The sequence below is a fragment of the Alteromonas sp. RKMC-009 genome (assembly GCF_003584565.2).
Classification (GTDB): Bacteria; Pseudomonadota; Gammaproteobacteria; order Enterobacterales; family Alteromonadaceae; genus Alteromonas.
Genome location: NZ_CP031010.1, coordinates 3,215,087 through 3,236,552, shown reverse-complemented (window position 1 = coordinate 3,236,552; position 21,466 = coordinate 3,215,087). Strand labels below are relative to the sequence as shown.

The following is a 21,466-nucleotide window of genomic DNA, read 5'->3' as shown; positions in this document are numbered from 1 at the left end:
CATGATGAAGAAAAAATGGTTATCTGTATTAAGTCTTGGCCTGCTGGCAGTGCTGTTTGTATTGCTGGTTTTCATTAACAATCAATTGTTAAGCAAATATCGCATTGATTTGACAGAAGACAAGGTGTTCTCGTTGTCAGAGGGAACCCGTAATGTGCTCACCAGTCTGGATGAGCCGGTCACGTTGTACTTCTTCTACTCCGATTCCGCGACGACGGGTATGACAAAAATGCGTAACTATGCCGCCAGAGTTGAAAGTTTGTTGCGTGAATATGCACAGGCGTCCGGCGGTAAAGTTCAACTGCAAATCGTTGACCCTGTACCTTTTTCGGAAAACGAAGATAAAGCCAGTCAGTTCGGTCTCACAGGAGCGGCCCTGGGTAATGTGGGAGAACAGATTTACTTTGGTCTTGCCGGCACGAATTTACTGGATGATCAGTTCACCATCCCGTTCTTTGACCCTAAGAACGAGCAGTTTCTTGAATATGAAATCAGTAAACTGATTTATCGCCTGAGTAATCCGGATACGCTGACGCTGGCGCTGGTCACTGATTTACCGGTTGCCGGCGGACAAGATCCTCTGACCGGGCGATACAGCGGTCCCATGGTGTTTTATCAGCAACTGGCGCAGCTGTATAACATTCGTATTGTGAACAGTACTGCTGATGGATTACCGGAAGATACCGATGTGGTGTTGCTGGCGCATCCGCAAGCGCTGTCAGACGGCCTGCTGTATGCCATTGATCAGTTTGCCATGCACAATGGCCGGATCCTGGCCTTTATTGACCCACATTACGAAGGAAATGCGCTTTTTTCGTTGCAACAAGTGGGTGCCAATTCGTCTTCGTTTCCGTTGCTGAAGGCCTGGGGAATCAAGGCGGACTTAACCAATATTGTCCTTGATGCTCAGCTGGCTTTTGATCTGCGAAATGAAAACGGCGCGATAGTGAAGCATTTTGGCATTCTCGGGCTCACTGCAGCTCAGCTTGATCGTAATGATGTGATCACTGCCAATCTGGACTCAGTAAACGGCGCATCCTTCGGTGCCCTGGAAACGGTGAAAAAAGCCGGCTTGTCTATGCATACGCTAATACGTTCTTCCGTTAACTCAGGGCTGACCAATGCAGATAACTATGCCCAGACCCTTAACCCGGTGGCGTTGCACCGCGGATTCGGCGGAAACACAGAAACCTACACCGTTGCCGCCCGTTACCGTGGTAAAGCCCGCTCATATTTCAGTGCACCGAAAGATCCGGCTAAAGCGGCGACCTATGAAGGGCAGACTGACAATCTGAATCTGGTGCTGGTGGCAGACGCAGATATGCTTTCAGACCGTTACTGGGTGCAACAAACGGCGTTCTTCGGAGATACGGTATTTACGCCGTTTGCGAATAACGGTGACTTTATTGTCAATGCAATTGAAAACCTCACCGGCAGCGATGCGCTTATCAGTATCCGCTCCCGTGGCACCTATGTGCGCCCCTTTGAAAGGGTAAAGGCCCTGGAGACGGCGGCGGAAGGTAAATACCGCGAGCAGGAAGAACAGTTGCAGGAAGAGCTGATCCAGACGGAGCAGAAATTACGTGAGCTTCAGGGACAACAGGGGCAGGGCGGTACCATTGTCTTTACCGGTCAGCAGCAGGAGGCAATAGATAAGTACATTGCCCGCAGAGTTGAAATTCGCCGTGAACTTCGCGAAGTGCGCTATCAGCTTGACCGCGAGATAGACCGTCTTGGCGATAAACTGAAAATAGTGAATATAGCCCTGGCACCTGCTGTGCTGACGGGCTTGTTATGGTTACTGGCGTTTATCTTCAAACGCAGAGCAGGAAAAGCATACCGGACAGAAACTCAGTCATGAATTTACGCGTTCTTATTTTATCGGGGCTAGTCGCCGTCAGTGCCGGTGTTGCCGGCTGGTTACAAAGTCATTCCGACCGCACTACCCGGGAAGCATCCGCAGAACATGAATTGCAAAGCGAGCTGGCGACAGCGGCAAAAGATATTCAGCGGATCAAAATTGAAACTCACGAAGGGGTGGTATTTGCCGCCGTGAAAGATACTGACAGGTGGATTGCAACTCACCTGGATACCATTATGACTTTTCCGGTGGACATGAAAAAGCTGGCGAAATTTGCTAATGCCCTGAACAGTCTGGAAGTGCTGGAGCCTAAAACATCACAGCCGGAATTCTATCACCGTCTGGGCGTTGAAAGTGTCAGAGATAATGATGCCCGCTCTTTACTGATTGAGATTGGCGGAGAAAAGGAAGCTTTTTCGTTGCTCGTGGGAAGGTCGGCCAGCGGTAACCGCGGTACATATGTGCGGCAGCCTGAAGCGTCTACCAGCCTGCTTGTAAACAAAACTTTGCCGCTACCGGAAAAGCGCAGCGACTGGTTAAGCCGTGAGATTTTCGCTTTTAACAGTTCAGATATCAGTGCTGTGGATGTTGAAATTGAAGGGCAGCCCCTGCTGACGTTAAACCGTGAAGGAGAGACCGCTGACGGCTGGCAGATTGCAGGCTATGATGAGGCTACTGCCGCACTGAGATATCCAACCATAGTAGGTCAGACAGTTGATAAGATGCTGCGCTTTGACTTTGATGGAGTCAAACCCTTCCTGCAGCATAAGTGGAGTGAGGTATCACTGATCAGTCAGGTTATCTTTTCTCTGGAAGATGGCAGTGAAGTCATGGCTTATCTTTCAGCACCGGACCCGCGCGGACGTTTTCAATTGTGGATTGATACCCCGGACTCACCACGCTGGATATCCGAATGGGTATTTGAGCTTTCCGAATATCAGGCCCGTGCTTTTCTGCCCGGGCTGGAAAATTTGACATCCGCTATCTGAAATTCCGGACGCTTCAGTCCTGACCCTGACGCAGTGATGCCAGCAACTGTGCAAGATGCTGGCTGCCAAGGCTTGCCGCTTTACGCATATTACGCTCGTAAATTGCGGATGATTCGTCCTTGTTCTTCATGGCCTCTTCAATATCCTTTTCACGGATAATGTGCAGCACCGGCCAGGGACTCCGGTTCGTGTAATGGCTGGCATCATCCGGATCTTCTCCTTCGAAAAGATAATCAGGATGAAAGCTTGCCAGCTGAAACTCGCCGCTGAAACCGGATGCGTCGAGAAGGCGCTCCGCCATGCCGAGAATGTCGAGATAATCGTCGAAATCATTGCCACAGCGATAGAAAATAACCAGTGTCGTAGCTATTTCCGGTGACTCACGCAACGTCTGGCAGGCCTGATAAACGGTTTCAAGGATGTCTGCAGGATTACCGGAATCATCCACTTCGTAGCGGATCAGGTCCGGTGTGAAAACGGGTTTGGCGAAAGGGCAAAAGTTGTAGCCTATCACTACTTTTTCTACCCAGTCGCGGGTGGCGGCAGCCACCCTCTGATTGTCTGTCATGAATGGTACTTAACGTACGCTTCCAGCGTGTTTTCAATCAGGCTGGCAACAGTCATAGGGCCTACGCCGCCCGGTACCGGCGTGATCCAACCCGCACGGGTCTTCGCGTTTTCGAAATCAACATCGCCAACCAGAGAACCGTCATTCACCCGGTTGATACCCACATCAATCACAATCGCACCGGGTTTAATCCAGTCACCGGGAATGAAGTTGGGTTTACCCACAGCCACAACCAGCAAGTCTGCACGGCTGACGTGGGCTTTTAAATCCTGTGTAAACTTGTGGCAGGTTGTCACTGTGCAGCCGGCAAGCAGTAATTCCAGACTCATAGGACGTCCAACGATATTACTGGCACCCACAATAACCGCGTCCAGGCCTTTTACAGGACGTTTTGTGGCAGCAATCATGGTCATAATACCTTTCGGCGTACAAGGACGCAGAGCAGGGATACGTTGCGCCAGGCGACCAATATTGTAAGGGTGGAAGCCGTCAACATCTTTGTGCGGCTCAATACGTTCCAGTACACGTTCAGCATTGAGACCGGCAGGCAGCGGCAATTGCACAAGAATACCGTCGATTTCAGGATCCTGATTGAGTTGATCTACCACAGCCAGTAATTCTTCTTCACTGGTGCTCGCCGGTAAATCAAAAGAACGGGAAACAAACCCGACTTCTTCACAGGCTTTACGTTTATTAGACACATATACTTGTGAGGCAGCATCACTGCCTACCAGTACAACGGCCAGGCCGGGACAACGCTTTCCGGCTTCTTTTAAAGATTCAACGTAGCTTGCTACGTCCTGGCGAACTTGTTTGGCAATGACTTTGCCATCAATCAGGTGGGCACTCATGAATGTGTTCTTCTCATTTCATTACGTTAACCCTTATATTGTTTCACAACTTACAACACCTTGCCAAAGTGAAAATGCGCTTAAAAGATCAGCGGATTGGTCAAAAAAACAGACGATTGCGCGTAATCTGAGCGGTCAGAATTTTTATTGAAAAAAGTGTTTGACGGGATGGGATGTTGGCTATAGTATTCGCACCCCGTAACGGCAGGGAACATTAACTGCCTTACACAGTCGGTGAGTGGCGCAGTTTGGTAGCGCACTTGGTTTGGGTCCAAGGGGTCGCAGGTTCAAATCCTGTCTCACCGACCACTATTGCAAGCTTCGATTCGTCGGGCGTCCGTAGCTCAGCTGGATAGAGCAACGGCCTTCTAAGCCGTGGGTCGCAGGTTCGAATCCTGCCGGACGCGCCATCGGTGAGTTCGCAGGAAATACTGACAAGATGTCAGTATTCGGGTAGACTTAAGAAGTTTGTAATTGCACTCTCTGTGGTGGGCGTAGCTCAGTTGGTAGAGCCCCGGATTGTGATTCCGGTTGTCGTGGGTTCAAGTCCCATCGTCCACCCCACTTTTTCCTCAGGGAATGTGAGTGCAACATATCTTTAGCCGGTTATGCCGGTGTCTTTTGAAGCATTTCTCACGTCTTCGAAATACTCAGTTCGGTGAGTGGCGCAGTTTGGTAGCGCACTTGGTTTGGGTCCAAGGGGTCGCAGGTTCAAATCCTGTCTCACCGACCACTATTTATTCCCAATAATATCCCTAATTGTCATCACCTGATGATAAATGTCCCGTTATCTCCGGTTTTTCCTGTTATTTGTTGCTAATCCCTCTCGACTCTGTAAAAACCTGCTTGTATACTACCGCGTCTTTTTTTAACCAATGTGTTTAAACAATGGTTTAACACTGTTGAATAACACTCCCTCTAAACCCGGTGCAACGCGCCGATATATGGCAAGGACGGGAAGGGGATTCAAACAAAGCGTCACTTTAAGACGCACAGTTGAGGTAACATAATGCAAGTTTCAGTCGAGACGACCCAGGGTTTAGAACGCCGTCTTACTATTACCGTTCCAGCAGATTCTGTTGATTCTGCGGTTAAAGCGCGTCTTCAACAATTATCAAAAACGCAACGCATCAACGGTTTCCGTCCTGGTAAAGTACCAGTAAGCGTAATCCAGAAACGTTTTGGTGCTGCTGTGCGTCAGGAAGTTGCTGGTGACGTAATGCAACAGAACTTCTATCAGGCAATCGTTCAGGAAAAAATTAACCCTGCCGGCATGCCTTCTTTTGAACTGGTTAAAGATGAAAATGGCCAGGATTTAGAGTTCGTTGCGGCATTTGAAGTGTATCCTGAAGTTGAAGTTCAGGGCGTTGCAGACATCGAAATTGAGAAGCCAGTGGTTGAAATTTCCGACGCTGACCTCGATAACATGATGGAGACGCTGCAAAAGCAACACGCTACGTGGAAAGAAGTTAAGCGTAAAGCGAAGAAAGACGACCGTGTAGTTATCGATTTTGTTGGTAAAATTGACGGCGAAGAATTTGAAGGCGGTAAAGCAGAAGACTTTACCCTTGAGCTTGGCCAGGGTCGCATGATCCCGGGCTTCGAAGAGCCGCTGGTAGGTGCTAAGAAAGACGAGGAAGTGACTGTAGAAGTGACTTTCCCTGAAGACTACCATGCAGAGAACCTGAAAGGTAAAGCTGCAGTATTTGACGTTACCGTTAAGAAAGTAGAAGGTAAGCAATTGCCGGACGTTGACGACGAATTTGCTAAGCTGTTCGGTGTTGAAGAAGGCGGCGTTGACGCCCTGAAAGCGGAAGTGCGTAAAAACATGGAACGCGAACTGACTCAAACGCTGAAAACAACCGTAAAAGAAGATGTTATTTCTAAGCTGATCGAAAAGAATGAATTCGACGTGCCAAAAGCACTGATCGATCAGGAAGTAAATGCACTGCGTGAACAGGCAAAACAACGTTTCAGTCAGCAAGCTGGTGGCCAGAACATGCCAGAACTGCCTGCAGAACTGTTCACTGACAATGCAATCCGTCGCGTACGCATCGGTTTACTGCTGGGTGAAATCATCAAGCAGAACGAACTGAAAGCAGACGACGAAAAAGTAATGCAATTAATTGAAACATCAGCGTCAGCTTATGAAGATCCTCAGGAAGTTGTGGACTATTATAAAGCTAACGAAGAACTGATGAACCAGATGCGCAATGTTGCACTGGAAGAGCAGGCCATCGACTGGGTATTAGAAAATGCTAAAACTCAGGAAGTGACCAAAGCTTTTGACGAGGTTATGAACAAACAGGCGTAATTTATTACCCTCTGATTGACTTAACCTGTCAGCAACTGCTTAAATGCTCGGAACCTTCCGGGCATTTTTGTTTTTAACGCTAAGAAATCAAGGTAGATATGATAAACCCATTTGAACCACAAGATGCATTGGTGCCTATGGTCGTCGAGCAGACGTCTAAAGGTGAACGTTCCTACGACATTTATTCCCGTCTGCTAAAAGAAAATGTGATTTTCTTAGTGGGTCAGGTTGAAGACCACATGGCGAACCTCATCGTCGCGCAAATGCTTTTCCTTGAAGCTGAGAATCCGGAAAAAGATATTTATCTTTATATCAACTCTCCGGGTGGTTCTGTGACGGCAGGCATGGCGATTTACGACACCATGAATTTCATTAAGCCTGACGTAAGCACGGTTTGTATTGGTCAGGCGGCCAGCATGGGCGCTTTCCTGTTATCAGGCGGTACCAAAGGGAAGCGTTTCTGCTTACCTAACTCACGGGTAATGATTCACCAGCCGCTGGGCGGATTCCAGGGACAGGCGTCGGATTTTGAAATTCACGCGAAAGAAATTCTTTCTATTAAAGAGAAAATGAATCGTCTGATGGCCGAACATACTGGCCAGGATTACGAAAAAGTTGCAAGGGATACAGACCGGGATAACTTCCTGAGTGCAGCAGAAGCCAGGGATTATGGCCTAATCGATCAGATTTTAACAAATCGATCTGACGCAGCCGCCACTAAGTAGTATAGTTATAGTAATCCTGAACTCGTGTACCCGCACGACTTTCGTTTGTTCAGGAAAGGCAGAGGCAAAGAGTAATGAGTGACAAGCAGAACGGTGACGGTGATAATAAGCTTTTGTACTGTTCCTTTTGTGGCAAAAGCCAACATGAAGTCAGAAAGCTGATTGCGGGACCGTCCGTTTTTATTTGCGATGAGTGTGTTGAATTATGCAACGACATTATTCGTGAAGAGATTAAGGAAATTGCACCAAAGCAAAAGCAGGATGCACTTCCTAAACCACAAGAAATTCATACACACCTTGATGATTATGTCATTGGTCAGGAACACGCAAAGAAAGTGCTGTCGGTAGCGGTGTATAACCACTACAAGCGCCTGCGCAATGGTGATGTGCACGAGGGTGTTGAGCTGGGTAAGAGTAATATCCTGCTAATTGGCCCTACTGGTAGCGGTAAAACGTTACTGGCGGAAACCCTGGCCCGTTTACTGGATGTGCCGTTTACCATGGCCGATGCCACCACCCTGACCGAAGCCGGTTACGTGGGTGAGGACGTTGAAAACATCATTCAGAAGCTGTTGCAGAAGTGCGATTATGATGTAGAGAAAGCCCAGCGCGGTATTGTCTACATTGATGAAATCGACAAGATTTCCCGTAAGTCTGATAACCCTTCTATTACACGTGATGTGTCAGGTGAAGGTGTTCAGCAGGCGCTGCTGAAACTGATTGAAGGCACGGTTGCATCCGTTCCGCCTCAAGGTGGACGTAAGCATCCCCAGCAGGAATTCCTGCAGGTCGACACGTCTAAAATCCTGTTTATCTGTGGTGGTGCGTTTGCCGGTCTGGATAAAGTGATTGAGCAGCGTGCAAATAAAGATACCGGAATCGGTTTCGGTGCGTCGGTGAAGTCTAAAGAAAGCAAGCAGGAACTCAGCGATCTGTTCAAGCGGGTAGAGCCGGAAGATTTAGTGAAGTACGGATTAATTCCGGAGTTCATTGGTCGTCTGCCGGTAGTGACCAGCCTGGAAGAATTGAACGAAGAAGCGTTGATCCAGATCCTTCGTGAGCCGAAGAACGCCATTACCAAACAGTACGGTGCGCTCTTTGCCATGGAAGAAACTGAACTGGAGTTCCGTGATGATGCATTGCACGCCATCGCAAGAAAGGCGATGCAACGTAAAACCGGTGCCCGTGGCCTGCGTTCTATCGTGGAAGCAGTATTGCTCGATACCATGTACGATTTGCCTTCAATGGAAAACGTATGCAAAGTGGTTATCGACGAGTCTGTGATTAAAGGCGAATCTAAACCTATTCTGATGTATAAGAACGAAGAGAAGAAAGCGGTCTCTGAGTGATTGTCATGTAAGATAAAGAAAAAGGTCCTTCGGGACCTTTTTTGTTATCTGTCACCGGGTCATCCGGCATCCGGTTAGCCGCAATTACCGTGAAAGGGCAGTGCTGTTACAAGGTGTCATCGATGGTGACTTCACCGGTCAGTGAACTGTAATAGACGGAAAACGCCGGTTGTGCCTGCAAAATAAAGGTGCAGGTACCGTCTGCATAGGTGGCCTGGTAGTCCGCCGAGGTATCTTCTGCAACCGTGGGGCTGCCGCTTGCAAGCAAGGCATTCCATAACGATGTGCAATCCCAGGCGTTGTCCGTTACCGGGCTGGCTTCATACGGCGTATAGCTCTGTGCAGGCCAGCCATACTGATTAAAATCAATGACGTTTTGACCGTTGCCGAACACATCCAGATTATCCACCGGCCCCGTGTGACCACCGGCACGCCACTTTAAACGGGCCAGATTAATCGCAGAAGCAAAGGCCGCTCCCACACCCTGAACACTGGCCGCCTGAGCGTCATCCTGAAGATCGATGAAGCGGGGCGCTGCGGTAACTGCCAGTACGCCGAGGATAACAATAACAATAACCAGCTCAATGAGCGTGAATCCGGAATGTGAAGAAGATGGTGTCATAACAAGTTTCACTGCAATCTTGATATCTTTGAAGAATAAGATTTTAACTGTATTTTTTCCAATTTCTTGAGCATAACAGGTTTATTTTATTGGGAATAGTTATCATTTTTAATAAGCAATAACCTGCCTTCGTCGTATATTTGTACAGTCGTTTGACTTTGCTCTGCTCTCCGGCACAAAAAGGTTGCACCATCATTAAAAATCGATAATGGTAAAAGTAACAAGGTTTAACACAGGATTGATTGAACTTTGCCTGTGCATCCCCATATCAATTCACATTATGAACAATACAGAGAACACGTATGACAGTTGAGCGTGAAGATCGCATTGAGATCCCCGTACTTGCCTTACGGGACGTAGTCGTTTATCCCCATATGGTCATACCGCTATTTGTTGGCAGGGAAAAGTCCATCCGTTGTCTTGAAGCAGCGATGGAAAATGATAAACAAATCTTTTTAGTTGCACAGAAGGACGCCAGTGTTGATGAGCCTGAATCTGATGACATTTTTCAGGTTGGCACATTAGCCACTATTTTACAGTTATTAAAACTGCCTGACGGCACAGTGAAAGTACTGGTCGAAGGTAATGTTCGTGGTGAAATTCATCAGTACGAGCAGGCTGAGCCATTCTTCGTGGCGCAAGTAAGCCGTGTTGAAGATGAACTACTGTCTGACAATGAGCAGGAAGTACTTATCCGCTCTGCGGTATCCCAGTTCGAGGGATACGTAAAACTGAATAAGAAGATCCCGCCGGAAGTGTTAACCTCGCTTAACGGCATTGATGACGCTGCCCGTCTCGCCGATACCATGGCTGCTCATATGCCGCTTAAACTGGCTGAGAAGCAGAAGGTATTGGAAATGAAAGGCGTGAACGAGCGTCTTGAGTACCTGATGGCGCTGATGGAAGGCGAAATTGATTTGCTGCAGGTCGAAAAGAAAATTCGTACCCGCGTGAAAAAGCAGATGGAAAAAAGCCAGCGCGAGTATTATCTGAATGAACAAATGAAAGCCATTCAGAAAGAACTGGGTGAACTGGATGATGCACCGGACGAGTTTGAGGCGCTGAGCAAAAAGATTGAAGAAGCGAAGATGCCTAAAGATGCCGAAGATAAGGCACGGGCTGAGTTGCAGAAACTGAAAATGATGTCTCCCATGTCAGCAGAAGCCACCGTGGTACGCAGTTATATTGAATGGCTGACCAATGTTCCCTGGCATAAGCGCAGTGCAGTGAAGAAAGATTTGTCACTGGCCGAGAAAGTGCTGGATGCAGATCACTATGGTCTGGAGAAAGTAAAAGAGCGCATTGTTGAATATCTGGCGGTACAGAAACGGGTTAAAAAGCTGAAAGGTCCAATCCTTTGCTTAGTCGGTCCTCCGGGTGTGGGTAAAACCTCGTTGGGTCAGTCTATTGCCAAAGCCACCGGACGTAAGTACGTACGTATGGCATTAGGCGGGGTGCGGGACGAAGCAGAAATTCGTGGTCACCGTCGTACTTACATCGGTTCATTACCGGGCAAACTGATTCAGAAAATGGCCAAAGTAGGGGTGAAGAACCCGCTTTTCCTGCTTGATGAAATCGACAAAATGTCCTCTGACATGCGTGGTGACCCGTCATCGGCGCTGCTCGAGGTATTAGATCCTGAACAAAACAGCAGCTTCAGCGACCATTACCTTGAAGTCGACTACGATCTGTCAGATGTGATGTTCGTAGCGACCTCAAACAGCATGAATATTCCCGGGCCATTGCTCGACCGGATGGAAGTGATTCGTCTGTCGGGTTACACCGAAGATGAGAAGCTGAATATTGCGACACGCCATCTTATTTCTAAACAGATGGAGCGTAACGGCCTTAAAGCCAAAGAGCTGGATATCACAGAGTCCGCTATCATCGGTATGATTCGCTACTATACCCGCGAAGCGGGTGTACGAAGCCTGGAAAGAGAAATTTCTAAAGTTTGCCGTAAAGCAGTAAAAGATATTCTGCTAAGTAAGAGTAAAGACAAAGTCGTTGTGACGCAGGATAACCTGAAAGACTATCTGGGCGTGCAGCGTTTTGACTATGGTAAAGCGGATAAAGAAAACCAGATAGGGCAGGTGACCGGCCTTGCATGGACACAGGTAGGCGGAGACTTGCTGACTATCGAAACCACTGCGGTACCCGGCAAAGGCAAGATGACCACCACCGGTTCTCTGGGTGACGTGATGCAGGAGTCCATTCAGGCGGCGATGACTGTAGTAAGAAGCCGTGCTGAAAAACTACGCATCAATGAAGACTTCTATGAAAAGCGTGATATTCACGTGCACGTGCCCGAAGGTGCCACGCCAAAAGATGGTCCGAGCGCCGGTATTGCAATGTGTACTGCACTGGTGTCCACGCTCACAGGTAATCCGGTGAAATGTGATGTTGCCATGACCGGTGAAATTACCCTTCGCGGAGAAGTGCTGGCAATCGGCGGCTTAAAAGAGAAGCTGCTGGCTGCACACCGTGGCGGTATTAAAACTGTCGTCATTCCACACGAGAATGAGCGTGATTTGGAAGAAATTCCTGAAAACGTGAAGGCGGACTTGTCTATCCATCCGGTTAAATGGATTGATGAAGTACTCGATATTGCTCTGCAGGAGCCTGTTGAGTCTTTTAAAGTTGTCGCTAATAAGTAACGGTAGAAATTGGCTGCATACCAGTAAATTCGCGGGATGTAGCCTTTTTTTGAACTGTTTGCTCAAAAAACACCCATTACAGCCCCAAATTAACCTTTTTTTTTAAATTTAGGGCTTTCAACTGTCAGAAGTTGTGTTACCTTTACTACGTACTCGCTTGAAGCCTTGTCTCTAAAGGGATTGCAGCGATTCATTAAACGTTAATTAATTGTAACACTTAGCTTGATTGTCGAAATCAAGCTTGTTATAACGTTCTGAAGACAATCACTGTTTTCGGACAAGAGTATAATAACAATCGAAGGGGATCATAATTGTGAACAAGTCTCAACTCATCGACCAAATCGCTGCTGGTGCAGATATCTCTAAAGCTGCTGCAGGCCGTGCATTAGATGCATTCACTGATGCAGTTACCGCAGCGCTTAAAGAAGGTGATCAGGTTGCACTGGTAGGTTTCGGTACGTTTGCGGTTCGCGAACGCTCAGCGCGTAGTGGCCGTAACCCACAAACTGGTGAGACTATTCAAATCGCAGCTGCTAAAGTTCCTTCTTTCAAAGCTGGTAAAGCTCTGAAAGACGCTTGTAACTAAGCAGAAAAAGATTCGATAAAAGGCGATGGTCAGTACCATCGCCTTTTTTATTTCTCCTGCCCGCATTTTCCGCTGTCACCCAACTCTATCTATTGGAATTCAACGGATTTCCTGCAAATTGACTGACGGGATTATCGCCTTTGGCACGGGGAATCGATATAATCTGCCATATTTTTCCGGTGAGTGTTGAACAAAGCCGGAGCGAAGCAGTAAGCAACGGAGTTGAAAGTAAGTCATGTTAGAGAGAATCCGAGAAGGTTCGCAAGGCCCGTGGGCAATGATTATCATTGGTCTGGTCGTGCTGAGCTTTGTTTTTGCCGGTGTAGGAAGTTACCTGAACAGTTCCGGTGAAACTGTCGCCGCCACTGTAAATGGCGAAGAAATTGGTCTGAATGAGTTAGAGCGTGCTTATCAGTCACAGCGCAGCCGTATGGAATCACAATACGGTGAGAGCGTATCAGCGCTGTTTGCTGATGAAGGTTACATGCAGCAATTCCGCCGCGGTGTACTGGACAGCCTGATTGACGAAAAGCTGGTTGAGCAGAAAGCCCGCGAATTAGGTTTACGTGTGGGTGATGATCAAATCCGTGACACCATTCGCAGCATGCCTGAATTCCAGCTTGGCGGACAGTTTAACAACGACCGTTACCTGGCTCTGTTGCGTCAGAACGGTTACCAGCCGTCAGATTTCCGCGATTTCCTGCGTACACAGTTAACCCGTGAACAGTTGACACGCGCTCTTGGCGTGTCTGACTTCGCCCTGCCCGGTGAAGCCCGCCGTGTATTTGACTTACAGGCTCAGACCCGCGATGCCCGCTATGTCGTAGTGGACGCAGCGCCTTTTGCTGACGAAGTTGAAATTTCTGATGCTGACATTCAGGGTTATTACGATACCAACATCACTTCGTTTGATACTGAAGAAAAAGTCAGCGTAGCCTATGTCAAATTGTCAGTCGATGATTTAAAAGGCGACGTAACGGTATCTGACGATGATGTTTCTGCGTGGTATGAAGAAAATAAAGACCAGTACCGTGATGAAGAACAGCGTCGCGTCTCGCATATTTTGATTGAAACCGGCGATGATGAAGCGGCTGCAAAAGCGAAAGCAGAAGCATTGCTGGCAGAAATTAAAGGCGGTGCAGACTTCGCAACCGTGGCAGAAGAAAGTTCTGAAGACAGTTTCTCTGCTGAAAATGGTGGTGATCTTGATTACATCACGCCCGGCATGATGGACGACGCTTTCGACTCAGCAGTATTCTCACTTAAGAATGTGGGTGATGTGACAGATGTCGTGAAAACAGAGTTTGGCTTCCATATCATCAAACTGACCGATCTGAAGCCTGAAACCATTAAGCCTTTCAGTGATGTTGCCGGTGAAATCCGTGAAAACCTGATCACTGAAAAAGCGACTGATCGTTTCTATGAACTTCAGTCCCGTATGGCAGAAGTAGCCTTCGAAGTACCGGATACTCTGGATGAAGTGGCAGCCATTGCCAATACATCGATTGAGACTACTCCGCTGTTTACCCGTAACAATGTACCTGCAGAAATCGATAATCCTCAGGTGGTTAATGACGTATTCTCTCCTGAATTAATCGAAGAGCAGGTGAACAGCGATCTCATCGAACTTGATGCCAGCACCGTAATGGTGGTACGTGTTAACGAACATGAGGCCCAACGCACCAAGTCACTGGATGAAGTAAAAGAGTCTATCACTGCGTCTCTGCGCAGCGAGAAGGCGCAGCAGGCTGCGCAGGACTGGGCGGAAGCTCAGCTGGCTCAGCTTGAAAGTGGTAATGATATTGCTGACTCTCTGTCTGCCCGTTCACTGGACTGGGAAACCGTTGAAAACGTGAATCGCGGTGATCAGCAATTACCACGTAATCTGCTTGATACCCTGTTCACTCTGGCGCTGGCTGAAGGCAAATCCCGCCGTGTGGCCCTGTTAGGCAGTGGCGACGTAGCACTGATTGAACTGACTGCAGTACATGCGCCTGAAGCGGCGGATGATGCAACAGTTTCTGCCATCCGTCAGCGTCTGGCGCAGGCGAACAGCCAGTCTACCTATGCAACTTTTGTTAAAGCGCTGCGTGATGAGGCTGATGTTACTCTTGGTACGGCCCGTTAAACGACATTTGCTGAATCACAGAAGGTGCGCTTTGCGCACCTTTTTTTTGCCACCGGCATAACCGGTATATAAGGACTTTTAATGCGTATTCTTCACGCCTATGCAACGCGACTTCCGTTACCGGCTAAAAAGTACGGTGGCACGGAAAGGGTTATCTGGTCACTGGCTCAGGCTCAGATGAGGCAAGGTCATGAAGTCAAATTCCTGGCCCGCAATGCCGGTGATCTGGCCTCACAGACATTGAAATATGACCGTGATAAGCCGGTCAGGGAGCAAATCACAGACTGGCCTGATGTGGTGCATTTTCACTGGCCATACGAAGGTGAGCTGGATAAACCGTTCCTGTGCACCGAGCATGGTAATGCAGGGGAAGCCAGAACTTATCCGCAGAATACGGTTTTCCTTTCAAAGAAACACGCGTCTAATCACCATGCCAGCTGCTACGTTTATAACGGACTGGACTGGCGGGATTATGGTGAGCCTCATACCGGTAAGCCGGATAATTATTTTCATTTTCTCGGCAAGGCCCGCTCTGCACTGAAAAACCTGGACGGTGCTGTCCGCATTGCCGGCAACGTCAAGGAGAAGCTGGCTGTGCTGGGGGGAAACCGGTTTAACTTCGGCAGAAATCCGTATTTCGATTTTCACCTTCACACCCGCTTCAAGGGGATGGTGGGCGGAGAGGAAAAGCACAGGTTAATCCGGCGCTCAAAAGGACTTATTTTTCCCGTACGCTGGCATGAGCCTTTCGGGCTGGCGATCACAGAAAGTTTGTTCCTGGGAACACCGGTATTTTCTACACCCTACGGCTCATTGCCTGAACTTATCAACAATACTGATGTAGGTTTTTTGTCGTCAAGTTACAAAGAGCTTGAGCAGGCTGTTGCTCAGGCAGACAGTTTTTCCCGGCAGGCCTGCCACGAATATGCCCGTGATGTGTTTAATGCTGAAGTGATGGAACAGCGTTATTACAAGCTTTACGAAGAGGTGATTAACGGTCACGTACTGAATGATGCACAACCTCACGCCACGGGGAATGTATCAGAAATTCTCCCCATGACGGATTAACCTCCTCTGCCAGCCTGCGGAACAGCATTTTAATGTTCCGCTTATTCCCGTTTTTCCGGACAGCTACATCCTTATCAGACCCTGTGTGTCAAAAACATCATCAGGGTATAAAACGCCGCGATGACCGCAGACAGCACCAGAATATAAATAAATCCCTGTTTACCCTGGGCGAGTGTCCATTTATTAGCTTTCAGATAGGCAAACCAGAGCAGGCTGAGCAGAAGAGGGATCAGTACAATTATCTTTATCACGGGTAATCTTTTCCTTGTGTGTTGCAATTATGATGCGGAAAAACGTCACTATTTTCCAGTCATTACTCTTATATCTACATTAACTACTGATTTTATTAACAAATGTGTAGTGGCCTGCCAATTGCTTACATCTCTTATAAGCAGAAGTACAAGTTCAGTAACCGGCTTAACGTCTGACCCGGTAATCAGACAGAAAATAAGTTGCAATGGAGGCAGTTAATGTTCAGTTTTAAAGCGTTGTGTGCGGGAGTCGTCGTTACCTTGATTGCAGGTCCTGTACTGGCCGCTGACAGAGCACAAAATATCACACTGGATGATTACAGTTTTCCCGTTACTGAAGTGTCAGCGCTGACACCGGTTGAACCGGTTGCTGATGAGATTTTGCAACCCGGCATGATCCTCGGTTATGACGTATACCGGACAGGTAAAGTTGTCGGCAGAGATCCGCTGACCGGTACCGTATCAATCGCCATTGCCGGTCAAACCGTACGTATCCGCCCGGATACCAGAGAAATTGTTGATATAGCCGGTTAATTCTACCTCCCCTGACATCCATCCTGCTTTTCCCGTTATTCGTCCGTAACTCCGTGTCCGGCTGTTGATGATTAGTAATTGAAGCATATAATAAGTATTGCTTACTAATTGAGGTTGATATGGAAAATTCCACATCCCGTGACACCCCCTGTTACTACGATACCCGGCATGGCCCGGTAGAAGGTTTTTTACTGGCTGATATCACAAGGCGCATGCGTGGCGCTTTTCAGGACAGGTTAGATGGCAGTGATCTCACCCTTTCACAGGCGAGAGCACTGAAACTGATCGCCATGAATCCCGGTGTTCAGCAAAAAGCGCTTGCGCAGATGCTTGAAATTCAGCCAATGACTATTGCAAAGCTGCTGGACAATCTCGAGTTACGGGGGCTGGTCCGTCGGGATAAGGACCCGGCAGACCGCCGTGCTCACCTGATTAACCTGACCGCAGATGCAGAACCCGTCTTAAAAACCATCAAAGTGACAATTGAAGCATTGCGCGAGGAAATGCTGCAGGACCTCAGTGAGCAACAACGGGCACAGTTTGTCGATGTGCTGACGCTCATTCGTGAACGTCTTATGTCAATGTCTTTCTGATACGGAGAATTAAATGTCAGAAGAATCCACAAAAGCTGCGCCGTCTTCACGCAGCAAAAGATTTTTATTTATGGTCGTTGTCCCGGTACTGGCATGTCTTGCCGGCGGTGCGGCATGGTTACACGGCGGGCGACTGGTTGAAACGGATAATGCTTATGTTAAAGCCGATCTAATCCAAATCAGTCCTCAGGTCAGCGGTAATATTATTCACGTCAACGTGCGTGAAAATCAGCAAGTCAAAAAAGGCGATATTCTTTTTGAAATTGACGCTGAACCCTATCAGGTAGCCATGGAGAAGGCCGCTGCGAATATGGCTCAGGTCAGAACAGAACTGTCTGCCCTGAAAGCTTCTTACGTTGAGAAACAAACGGAACTGAAACTGGCAGAAAGTAAGCTGGCCTATGCGCAAAAAGAGGAAGTTCGTCAGGATAACCTGTTGAAAAAGCGCTATGTGTCGGATGCAGATTTTGACGCAGCCCATCAAAATGTGGCCATTGCCAAACTTAACGTACTGGCGGTAAAAGATGATCTTAAACAAATCGCAGAGTCTCTCGGAGGCAGCGATACACTGCCGGTAGAGCAGCACCCTGATTATCTGGCAGCAAAAGCGACGCTGGCGGAAGCACTGCTTGATTACAAACATACACAGATACTGGCACCGCAGGACGGGGTAGTGCGTATACCGCCTAAAACCGGGCAGTATTTTTCTGCCGGCAGTCAGGCCTTGTCGATGGTCATGAACCGGCAAATGTGGATTGAGGCAAATTATACTGAAACCGATCTGACCTGGGTCAAGCCCGGTCAGCAAGTGACCATCAACGTCGATACTTATCCGGATCATCAGTGGCACGGAGTGGTAGAGAGTTTGAGTCCGGCAACCAGCGCGGAATTTTCAGTGCTGCCCGCACAAAACGGGACCGGGAACTGGGTGAAGATCGCCCAGCGTTTGCCTGTGCGCATCCGGCTTGATGATGAGCCTGATTTGCCGTTATTAAGAGCAGGGCTCAGTGTGATTACGGAAATTGACACGCAGCATCAGCGTTCAGTATTAGGGCTGACACTGTAGATGTCTGCACAGCCGGATACGTCACCATCATCTGCTAACCGCGTCATGATCACCTTATCGGTGATGCTGGCGACTATCATGCAGGCGCTGGATACAACTATCGCTAATGTGGCCTTGCCCCATATGCAGGGAAGTATGAGTGCCACGCAGGATCAGATAAGCTGGGTGCTGACCAGCTACATTGTTGCCGCGGCGATTTTCATGCCGCTTACCGGATTGCTCAGTGCCAGATTTGGCCGCCGCCGCTTGTTCATGTGGTCAGTCGTCGGATTCACTGTGGCATCCATGCTTTGCGGCGCAGCGCAGAACTTAAATCAGATAGTGATCTTCCGGTTGCTGCAGGGGATATTCGGCGCCAGCCTGGTGCCGTTATCTCAGTCTGTACTGCTGGATACCTGGCCGAAAGAAAAACACGGACAGGCGATGGCCATGTGGGGCGTGGGCGTTATGCTTGGTCCTATTCTCGGGCCTACCCTTGGCGGATTACTGACAGAATATTACGACTGGCGCTGGGTGTTTTACATCAACCTGCCATTCGGTATCCTCGCCTGGTTTGGCCTCATGCGATTTGTCCCGGAAACTGAGCTGGATCCTGACAGACGTTTTGATCTCACAGGTTTTGCCATGCTGGCGCTGGCCATTGGCGCGTTACAAATGATGCTGGACAGAGGAGAATCTCAGGACTGGTTTGCCAGCAGAGAAATCGTTATCGAAGCGGCACTGGCAGCGCTGGGAATGTACCTCTTTATTGTGCATATATTCACTCACCGCAAACCTTTTATCGAACCGGCCATGTTCCGGGACAGAAATTTCTCGGTGGGACTGCTGTTTATCTTTATCGTCGGTATTATTTTGCTGGCCACCATGGCGCTGTTGCCACCGTTTATGCAAAACCTCATGGGCTATCCGGTGGTGGACGTAGGCTATCTGCTTGCTCCGAGAGGAATAGGTACCATGATTTCAATGATTCTGGTGGGGCGCCTTTCAGGTAAAGTCGATGTGCGGCTGATGATATTTACCGGACTCATGCTGATGAGTTACTCATTGTGGGCGATGACCCTGTTTACCGCGGATGTCAGTGCCCATGAAATTATCCGTACCGGTGTTATTCAGGGGCTGGGCCTTGGGTTTGTTTTTGTTCCCCTCTCAACCGCCAGTTTCGCCACTCTCGCGGCCTCGTACCGGAATGAAGGAACAGCATTGTTCAGTTTGTTACGTAATATTGGCAGCAGCATCGGCATCTCTGTGGTGATGACCTATCTGGCTCAGTCTGCACAGCGGAATCATGCAGTATTTGCAGAATTTATGTCGCTGGATAATGCCGGCTTTAAGGAAAGTGTGGCTCACGGAATTTACGCGACGTCGGGTACAGGGTTGAGCAGCCTCAATACACTGGTAACTACTCAGGCGACCACGCTGGCCTATCTGCAGGATTTTCGTCTGATGATGTGGATCACGCTGGCATCGGTTCCGCTTTTGTTGCTTATGCGTCCTGCAACTGCGCCGGCTAAAGCAGCATAACCAGTTAATATAACAAAGCCGGGGCAACGGTTTGCCCCGGCTTTGATCATTCCATTCATAAAACGTTACCGCGTTACGCTGATTTTCTCCATTTCATTTGCGTTTGATGCACGGGTGTTATCAAGACGGAAATCCAGTTGAACCAGTATACCTGTCTGGCGCATGGCTTTACCGCCCTGAACCCGTGGCTTATATTCCCACTGAGACAGGGCAACTCTGGCACTCTCGTCAAAAACGCCATCAGGAAAGGCATCCACAATTTCAATATTCTCTGTAGTGCCGGTGGCAGAAATATCAAATTTCAATATTACCGAGCCTTCCTGATTGTTTGCGGCGGCTTCAGCAGGGTAGACAGGGTCAATTCGCATAACAGGCTGCGCAAGATTAACCTGTTCTGCTTTCACCAGCGTTCCGGCGAGCTTTGCCAGCGCAGTGTTTGCTGTAAAAATACTGATAGCAAGGCAGGTGGCCAGAGTAATTGTTTTATTGCCCGTAGTGGTTTTTTGCATCTGTGTAAGGCGTGTAAGCATGGTTTTCTTTTCTCCGTAAGCGGGGTACAAGGTGTTATTGCCGGTAGTATGCTCAGCACACTGCACAAGTGCTTTTGCATAATGAATTTTGTCTGCCTGAGATTTGTGGCTCAGCACTGCTGCGTCGCATGAAACTTCCTGGCAGGTGCGGAAAGCTGACAGCGCTGCCCAGACCAGAGGGTTGAACCAGAACAGGCTCAGTAATATCAGCGCTAAAGCATTCCACAGGTGGTCGCCCCGGCGCAGATGGGTTTGTTCGTGCTCGATGATCATTGATTGCTGTCTTTCCGTGAACGCGCTGTGGAAAAACGCAGGCATGATCATCTGCGGACGGAGTATCCCGAACAGCAGTGGCGTTGAAACGGCGGGACTGACCAGATAGTGTCTTGAATGCAGACTTGCTGTATGGTGTTTGTTTGCGATGTGCCTGGCCAGAGCCACGTAGCGAAAAACAACACTGGCAGCAATCAGGAATGCGCCGGCAGCCCATATGAACAGAAAGGTGTTGCCAGCAGGGCTGGCGATTAAAGAGCCGGTTCCGGTGACATAGCGGCTTACCGGACCAGCCGGTAAGCTCACTGCTGAAGCAGGCAGGTTATGGGCAATGAGCACCACGGGTACCAGCAGCCAGAGCTGATACGCCCGGCCGGCGCCTAAAGCAGGAATAAGAAAGCGCACGGTTAACATCAGAAAAATAAGCGCAACAGACAGTACAACCTGCTGTTGCAGCAACCAGTCAGTCATTGTTCTTCTCCCACTTTTCAATCAATGCTTTCAGATCATCCACATCCTGCCTGGAAAGACTGTTCTGGTTGGCAAAGCCGGCAACCATAGGCGCAATCTTGCCTTTGAACATCCGGCTGACAAAACTGGCCGTTTCTTTTTTGGTGTAATCTTCACGGGCGATGAGCGGTGTGTACAAATATTGCCGCTGCAATTTCTCAAAGCTGATAACCTGCTTTTTCACCAGCCGGCTAAGCAAGGTTTTGATGGTTTTCTCATGCCATGCTTTACGGGAATTTAAACGCGCAATAATGTCTGCTGATGTCGCCGGGTAGCCATCCCATAATGCATCCAGCACGTCAAATTCAGCGTTTGAAATATCGGGCTTCTGGTTTTTATCTTCTGACATTATTATGCCTCTTATGGATTACGCTTGTAGTCTTAATTTAAGATTACACATGTAATCAATATGTGCAAGTTTATTTTTTAATCAGCGCTTAATTAAACGGAAAAACACCAGTGACATGCAT

The 21,466-nt window shown here is 48.5% G+C and carries 19 protein-coding genes and 4 tRNA genes; 17 read left to right on the top strand and 6 right to left on the bottom strand.

Going from position 1 to position 21,466, the window contains the following annotated elements:
* Nucleotide 1 precedes the first annotated feature (1 nt).
* Nucleotides 2-1,861 (top strand): GldG family protein, encoded by a 1,860-nt coding sequence (locus DS731_RS14425; RefSeq protein ID WP_232373375.1) that lies wholly within the window; start codon nucleotides 2-4, stop codon nucleotides 1,859-1,861.
* Nucleotides 1,858-2,850, top strand: a complete 993-nt coding sequence (locus DS731_RS14420) for a DUF4340 domain-containing protein (RefSeq protein WP_161599161.1) — start codon at nucleotides 1,858-1,860, stop codon at nucleotides 2,848-2,850. Before DS731_RS14425 ends, DS731_RS14420 begins: the two co-directional genes overlap by 4 nt.
* A gap of 13 nt (nucleotides 2,851-2,863) precedes the next feature.
* Here DS731_RS14420 and DS731_RS14415 read toward each other — a convergent pair whose 3' ends face one another.
* Together DS731_RS14415 and folD are read right to left on the bottom strand one after the other, a co-directional pair.
* A complete protein-coding gene (locus tag DS731_RS14415; protein ID WP_119501989.1) occupies nucleotides 2,864-3,418 on the bottom strand; it encodes a DUF1415 domain-containing protein in 555 nt (184 codons plus the stop codon).
* Nucleotides 3,415-4,269 (bottom strand): bifunctional methylenetetrahydrofolate dehydrogenase/methenyltetrahydrofolate cyclohydrolase FolD, encoded by an 855-nt coding sequence (gene folD / locus DS731_RS14410; protein WP_119501988.1) that lies wholly within the window; start codon nucleotides 4,267-4,269, stop codon nucleotides 3,415-3,417. The genes DS731_RS14415 and folD overlap by 4 nt, the downstream gene beginning before the upstream one ends.
* 232 nt (nucleotides 4,270-4,501) lie before the next feature.
* On the opposite strand from folD, the gene DS731_RS14405 reads away from it, so the two are divergent.
* The 7 genes from DS731_RS14405 (at nucleotide 4,502) to clpX (ending at nucleotide 8,657) form a co-directional block, all read left to right on the top strand.
* Nucleotides 4,502-4,578 (top strand) — tRNA-Pro (locus DS731_RS14405).
* A gap of 24 nt (nucleotides 4,579-4,602) precedes the next feature.
* A tRNA-Arg gene (locus DS731_RS14400) sits at nucleotides 4,603-4,679 on the top strand.
* A 78-nt stretch (nucleotides 4,680-4,757) separates the two neighbouring features.
* Nucleotides 4,758-4,833: transfer RNA gene (locus tag DS731_RS14395), tRNA-His, on the top strand.
* Between the two features lie 92 nt (nucleotides 4,834-4,925).
* Nucleotides 4,926-5,002 (top strand) — tRNA-Pro (locus tag DS731_RS14390).
* 276 nt (nucleotides 5,003-5,278) lie between these two features.
* Entirely contained in the window at nucleotides 5,279-6,583 is a 1,305-nt protein-coding gene (gene tig / locus DS731_RS14385) for a trigger factor (protein ID WP_119501987.1), read from the top strand.
* A 98-nt stretch (nucleotides 6,584-6,681) separates the two neighbouring features.
* Complete coding sequence (gene clpP, locus DS731_RS14380; protein ID WP_119501986.1) at nucleotides 6,682-7,308, top strand: ATP-dependent Clp endopeptidase proteolytic subunit ClpP; 627 nt, start codon at nucleotides 6,682-6,684, stop codon at nucleotides 7,306-7,308.
* 74 nt (nucleotides 7,309-7,382) lie between these two features.
* Complete coding sequence (clpX, locus tag DS731_RS14375; RefSeq protein WP_119501985.1) at nucleotides 7,383-8,657, top strand: ATP-dependent protease ATP-binding subunit ClpX; 1,275 nt, start codon at nucleotides 7,383-7,385, stop codon at nucleotides 8,655-8,657.
* 106 nt (nucleotides 8,658-8,763) lie between these two features.
* Here the strand turns inward: clpX and DS731_RS22370 are convergent, their stop codons facing one another.
* Complete coding sequence (locus DS731_RS22370; RefSeq protein WP_119501984.1) at nucleotides 8,764-9,279, bottom strand: prepilin-type N-terminal cleavage/methylation domain-containing protein; 516 nt, start codon at nucleotides 9,277-9,279, stop codon at nucleotides 8,764-8,766.
* 302 nt (nucleotides 9,280-9,581) lie between these two features.
* On the opposite strand from DS731_RS22370, the gene lon reads away from it, so the two are divergent.
* From lon to DS731_RS14350, 4 genes are all read left to right on the top strand, one after another.
* Complete coding sequence (lon, locus tag DS731_RS14365) at nucleotides 9,582-11,936, top strand: endopeptidase La (protein WP_119501983.1); 2,355 nt, start codon at nucleotides 9,582-9,584, stop codon at nucleotides 11,934-11,936.
* Nucleotides 11,937-12,249: 313 nt separating this feature from the next.
* A complete protein-coding gene (gene hupB / locus DS731_RS14360) occupies nucleotides 12,250-12,522 on the top strand; it encodes a nucleoid-associated protein HU-beta (RefSeq protein WP_119501982.1) in 273 nt (90 codons plus the stop codon).
* A gap of 235 nt (nucleotides 12,523-12,757) precedes the next feature.
* Complete coding sequence (gene ppiD / locus DS731_RS14355; protein WP_119501981.1) at nucleotides 12,758-14,650, top strand: peptidylprolyl isomerase; 1,893 nt, start codon at nucleotides 12,758-12,760, stop codon at nucleotides 14,648-14,650.
* Nucleotides 14,651-14,731: 81 nt separating this feature from the next.
* Entirely contained in the window at nucleotides 14,732-15,718 is a 987-nt protein-coding gene (locus tag DS731_RS14350) for a glycosyltransferase family 4 protein (protein WP_119501980.1), read from the top strand.
* A 74-nt stretch (nucleotides 15,719-15,792) separates the two neighbouring features.
* On the opposite strand, the gene DS731_RS22055 is transcribed toward DS731_RS14350, so the two are convergent.
* Entirely contained in the window at nucleotides 15,793-15,969 is a 177-nt protein-coding gene (locus tag DS731_RS22055) for a hypothetical protein (RefSeq protein ID WP_181013630.1), read from the bottom strand.
* 219 nt (nucleotides 15,970-16,188) lie between these two features.
* On the opposite strand from DS731_RS22055, the gene DS731_RS14345 reads away from it, so the two are divergent.
* From DS731_RS14345 to DS731_RS14330, 4 genes are all read left to right on the top strand, one after another.
* Nucleotides 16,189-16,503: a hypothetical protein gene (locus DS731_RS14345; protein WP_119501979.1), complete on the top strand. Its 315-nt coding sequence runs from the start codon at nucleotides 16,189-16,191 to the stop codon at nucleotides 16,501-16,503.
* Between the two features lie 119 nt (nucleotides 16,504-16,622).
* Nucleotides 16,623-17,096, top strand: a complete 474-nt coding sequence (locus DS731_RS14340; RefSeq protein ID WP_119501978.1) for a MarR family winged helix-turn-helix transcriptional regulator — start codon at nucleotides 16,623-16,625, stop codon at nucleotides 17,094-17,096.
* Between the two features lie 13 nt (nucleotides 17,097-17,109).
* Nucleotides 17,110-18,162, top strand: coding sequence for an HlyD family secretion protein (locus DS731_RS14335; RefSeq protein WP_119501977.1), 1,053 nt, complete (start codon nucleotides 17,110-17,112; stop codon nucleotides 18,160-18,162).
* Nucleotides 18,163-19,683 carry a DHA2 family efflux MFS transporter permease subunit gene (locus DS731_RS14330; RefSeq protein WP_202980664.1) on the top strand — a complete coding sequence of 507 codons (1,521 nt, stop codon included), beginning with the start codon at nucleotides 18,163-18,165 and terminating at the stop codon, nucleotides 19,681-19,683.
* 65 nt (nucleotides 19,684-19,748) lie between these two features.
* Here DS731_RS14330 and DS731_RS14325 read toward each other — a convergent pair whose 3' ends face one another.
* Together DS731_RS14325 and DS731_RS14320 are read right to left on the bottom strand one after the other, a co-directional pair.
* Nucleotides 19,749-20,957: a M56 family metallopeptidase gene (locus DS731_RS14325; protein ID WP_119501976.1), complete on the bottom strand. Its 1,209-nt coding sequence runs from the start codon at nucleotides 20,955-20,957 to the stop codon at nucleotides 19,749-19,751.
* Entirely contained in the window at nucleotides 20,950-21,345 is a 396-nt protein-coding gene (locus DS731_RS14320; RefSeq protein ID WP_119501975.1) for a BlaI/MecI/CopY family transcriptional regulator, read from the bottom strand. The genes DS731_RS14325 and DS731_RS14320 overlap by 8 nt, the downstream gene beginning before the upstream one ends.
* Nucleotides 21,346-21,466: the final 121 nt, after the last annotated feature.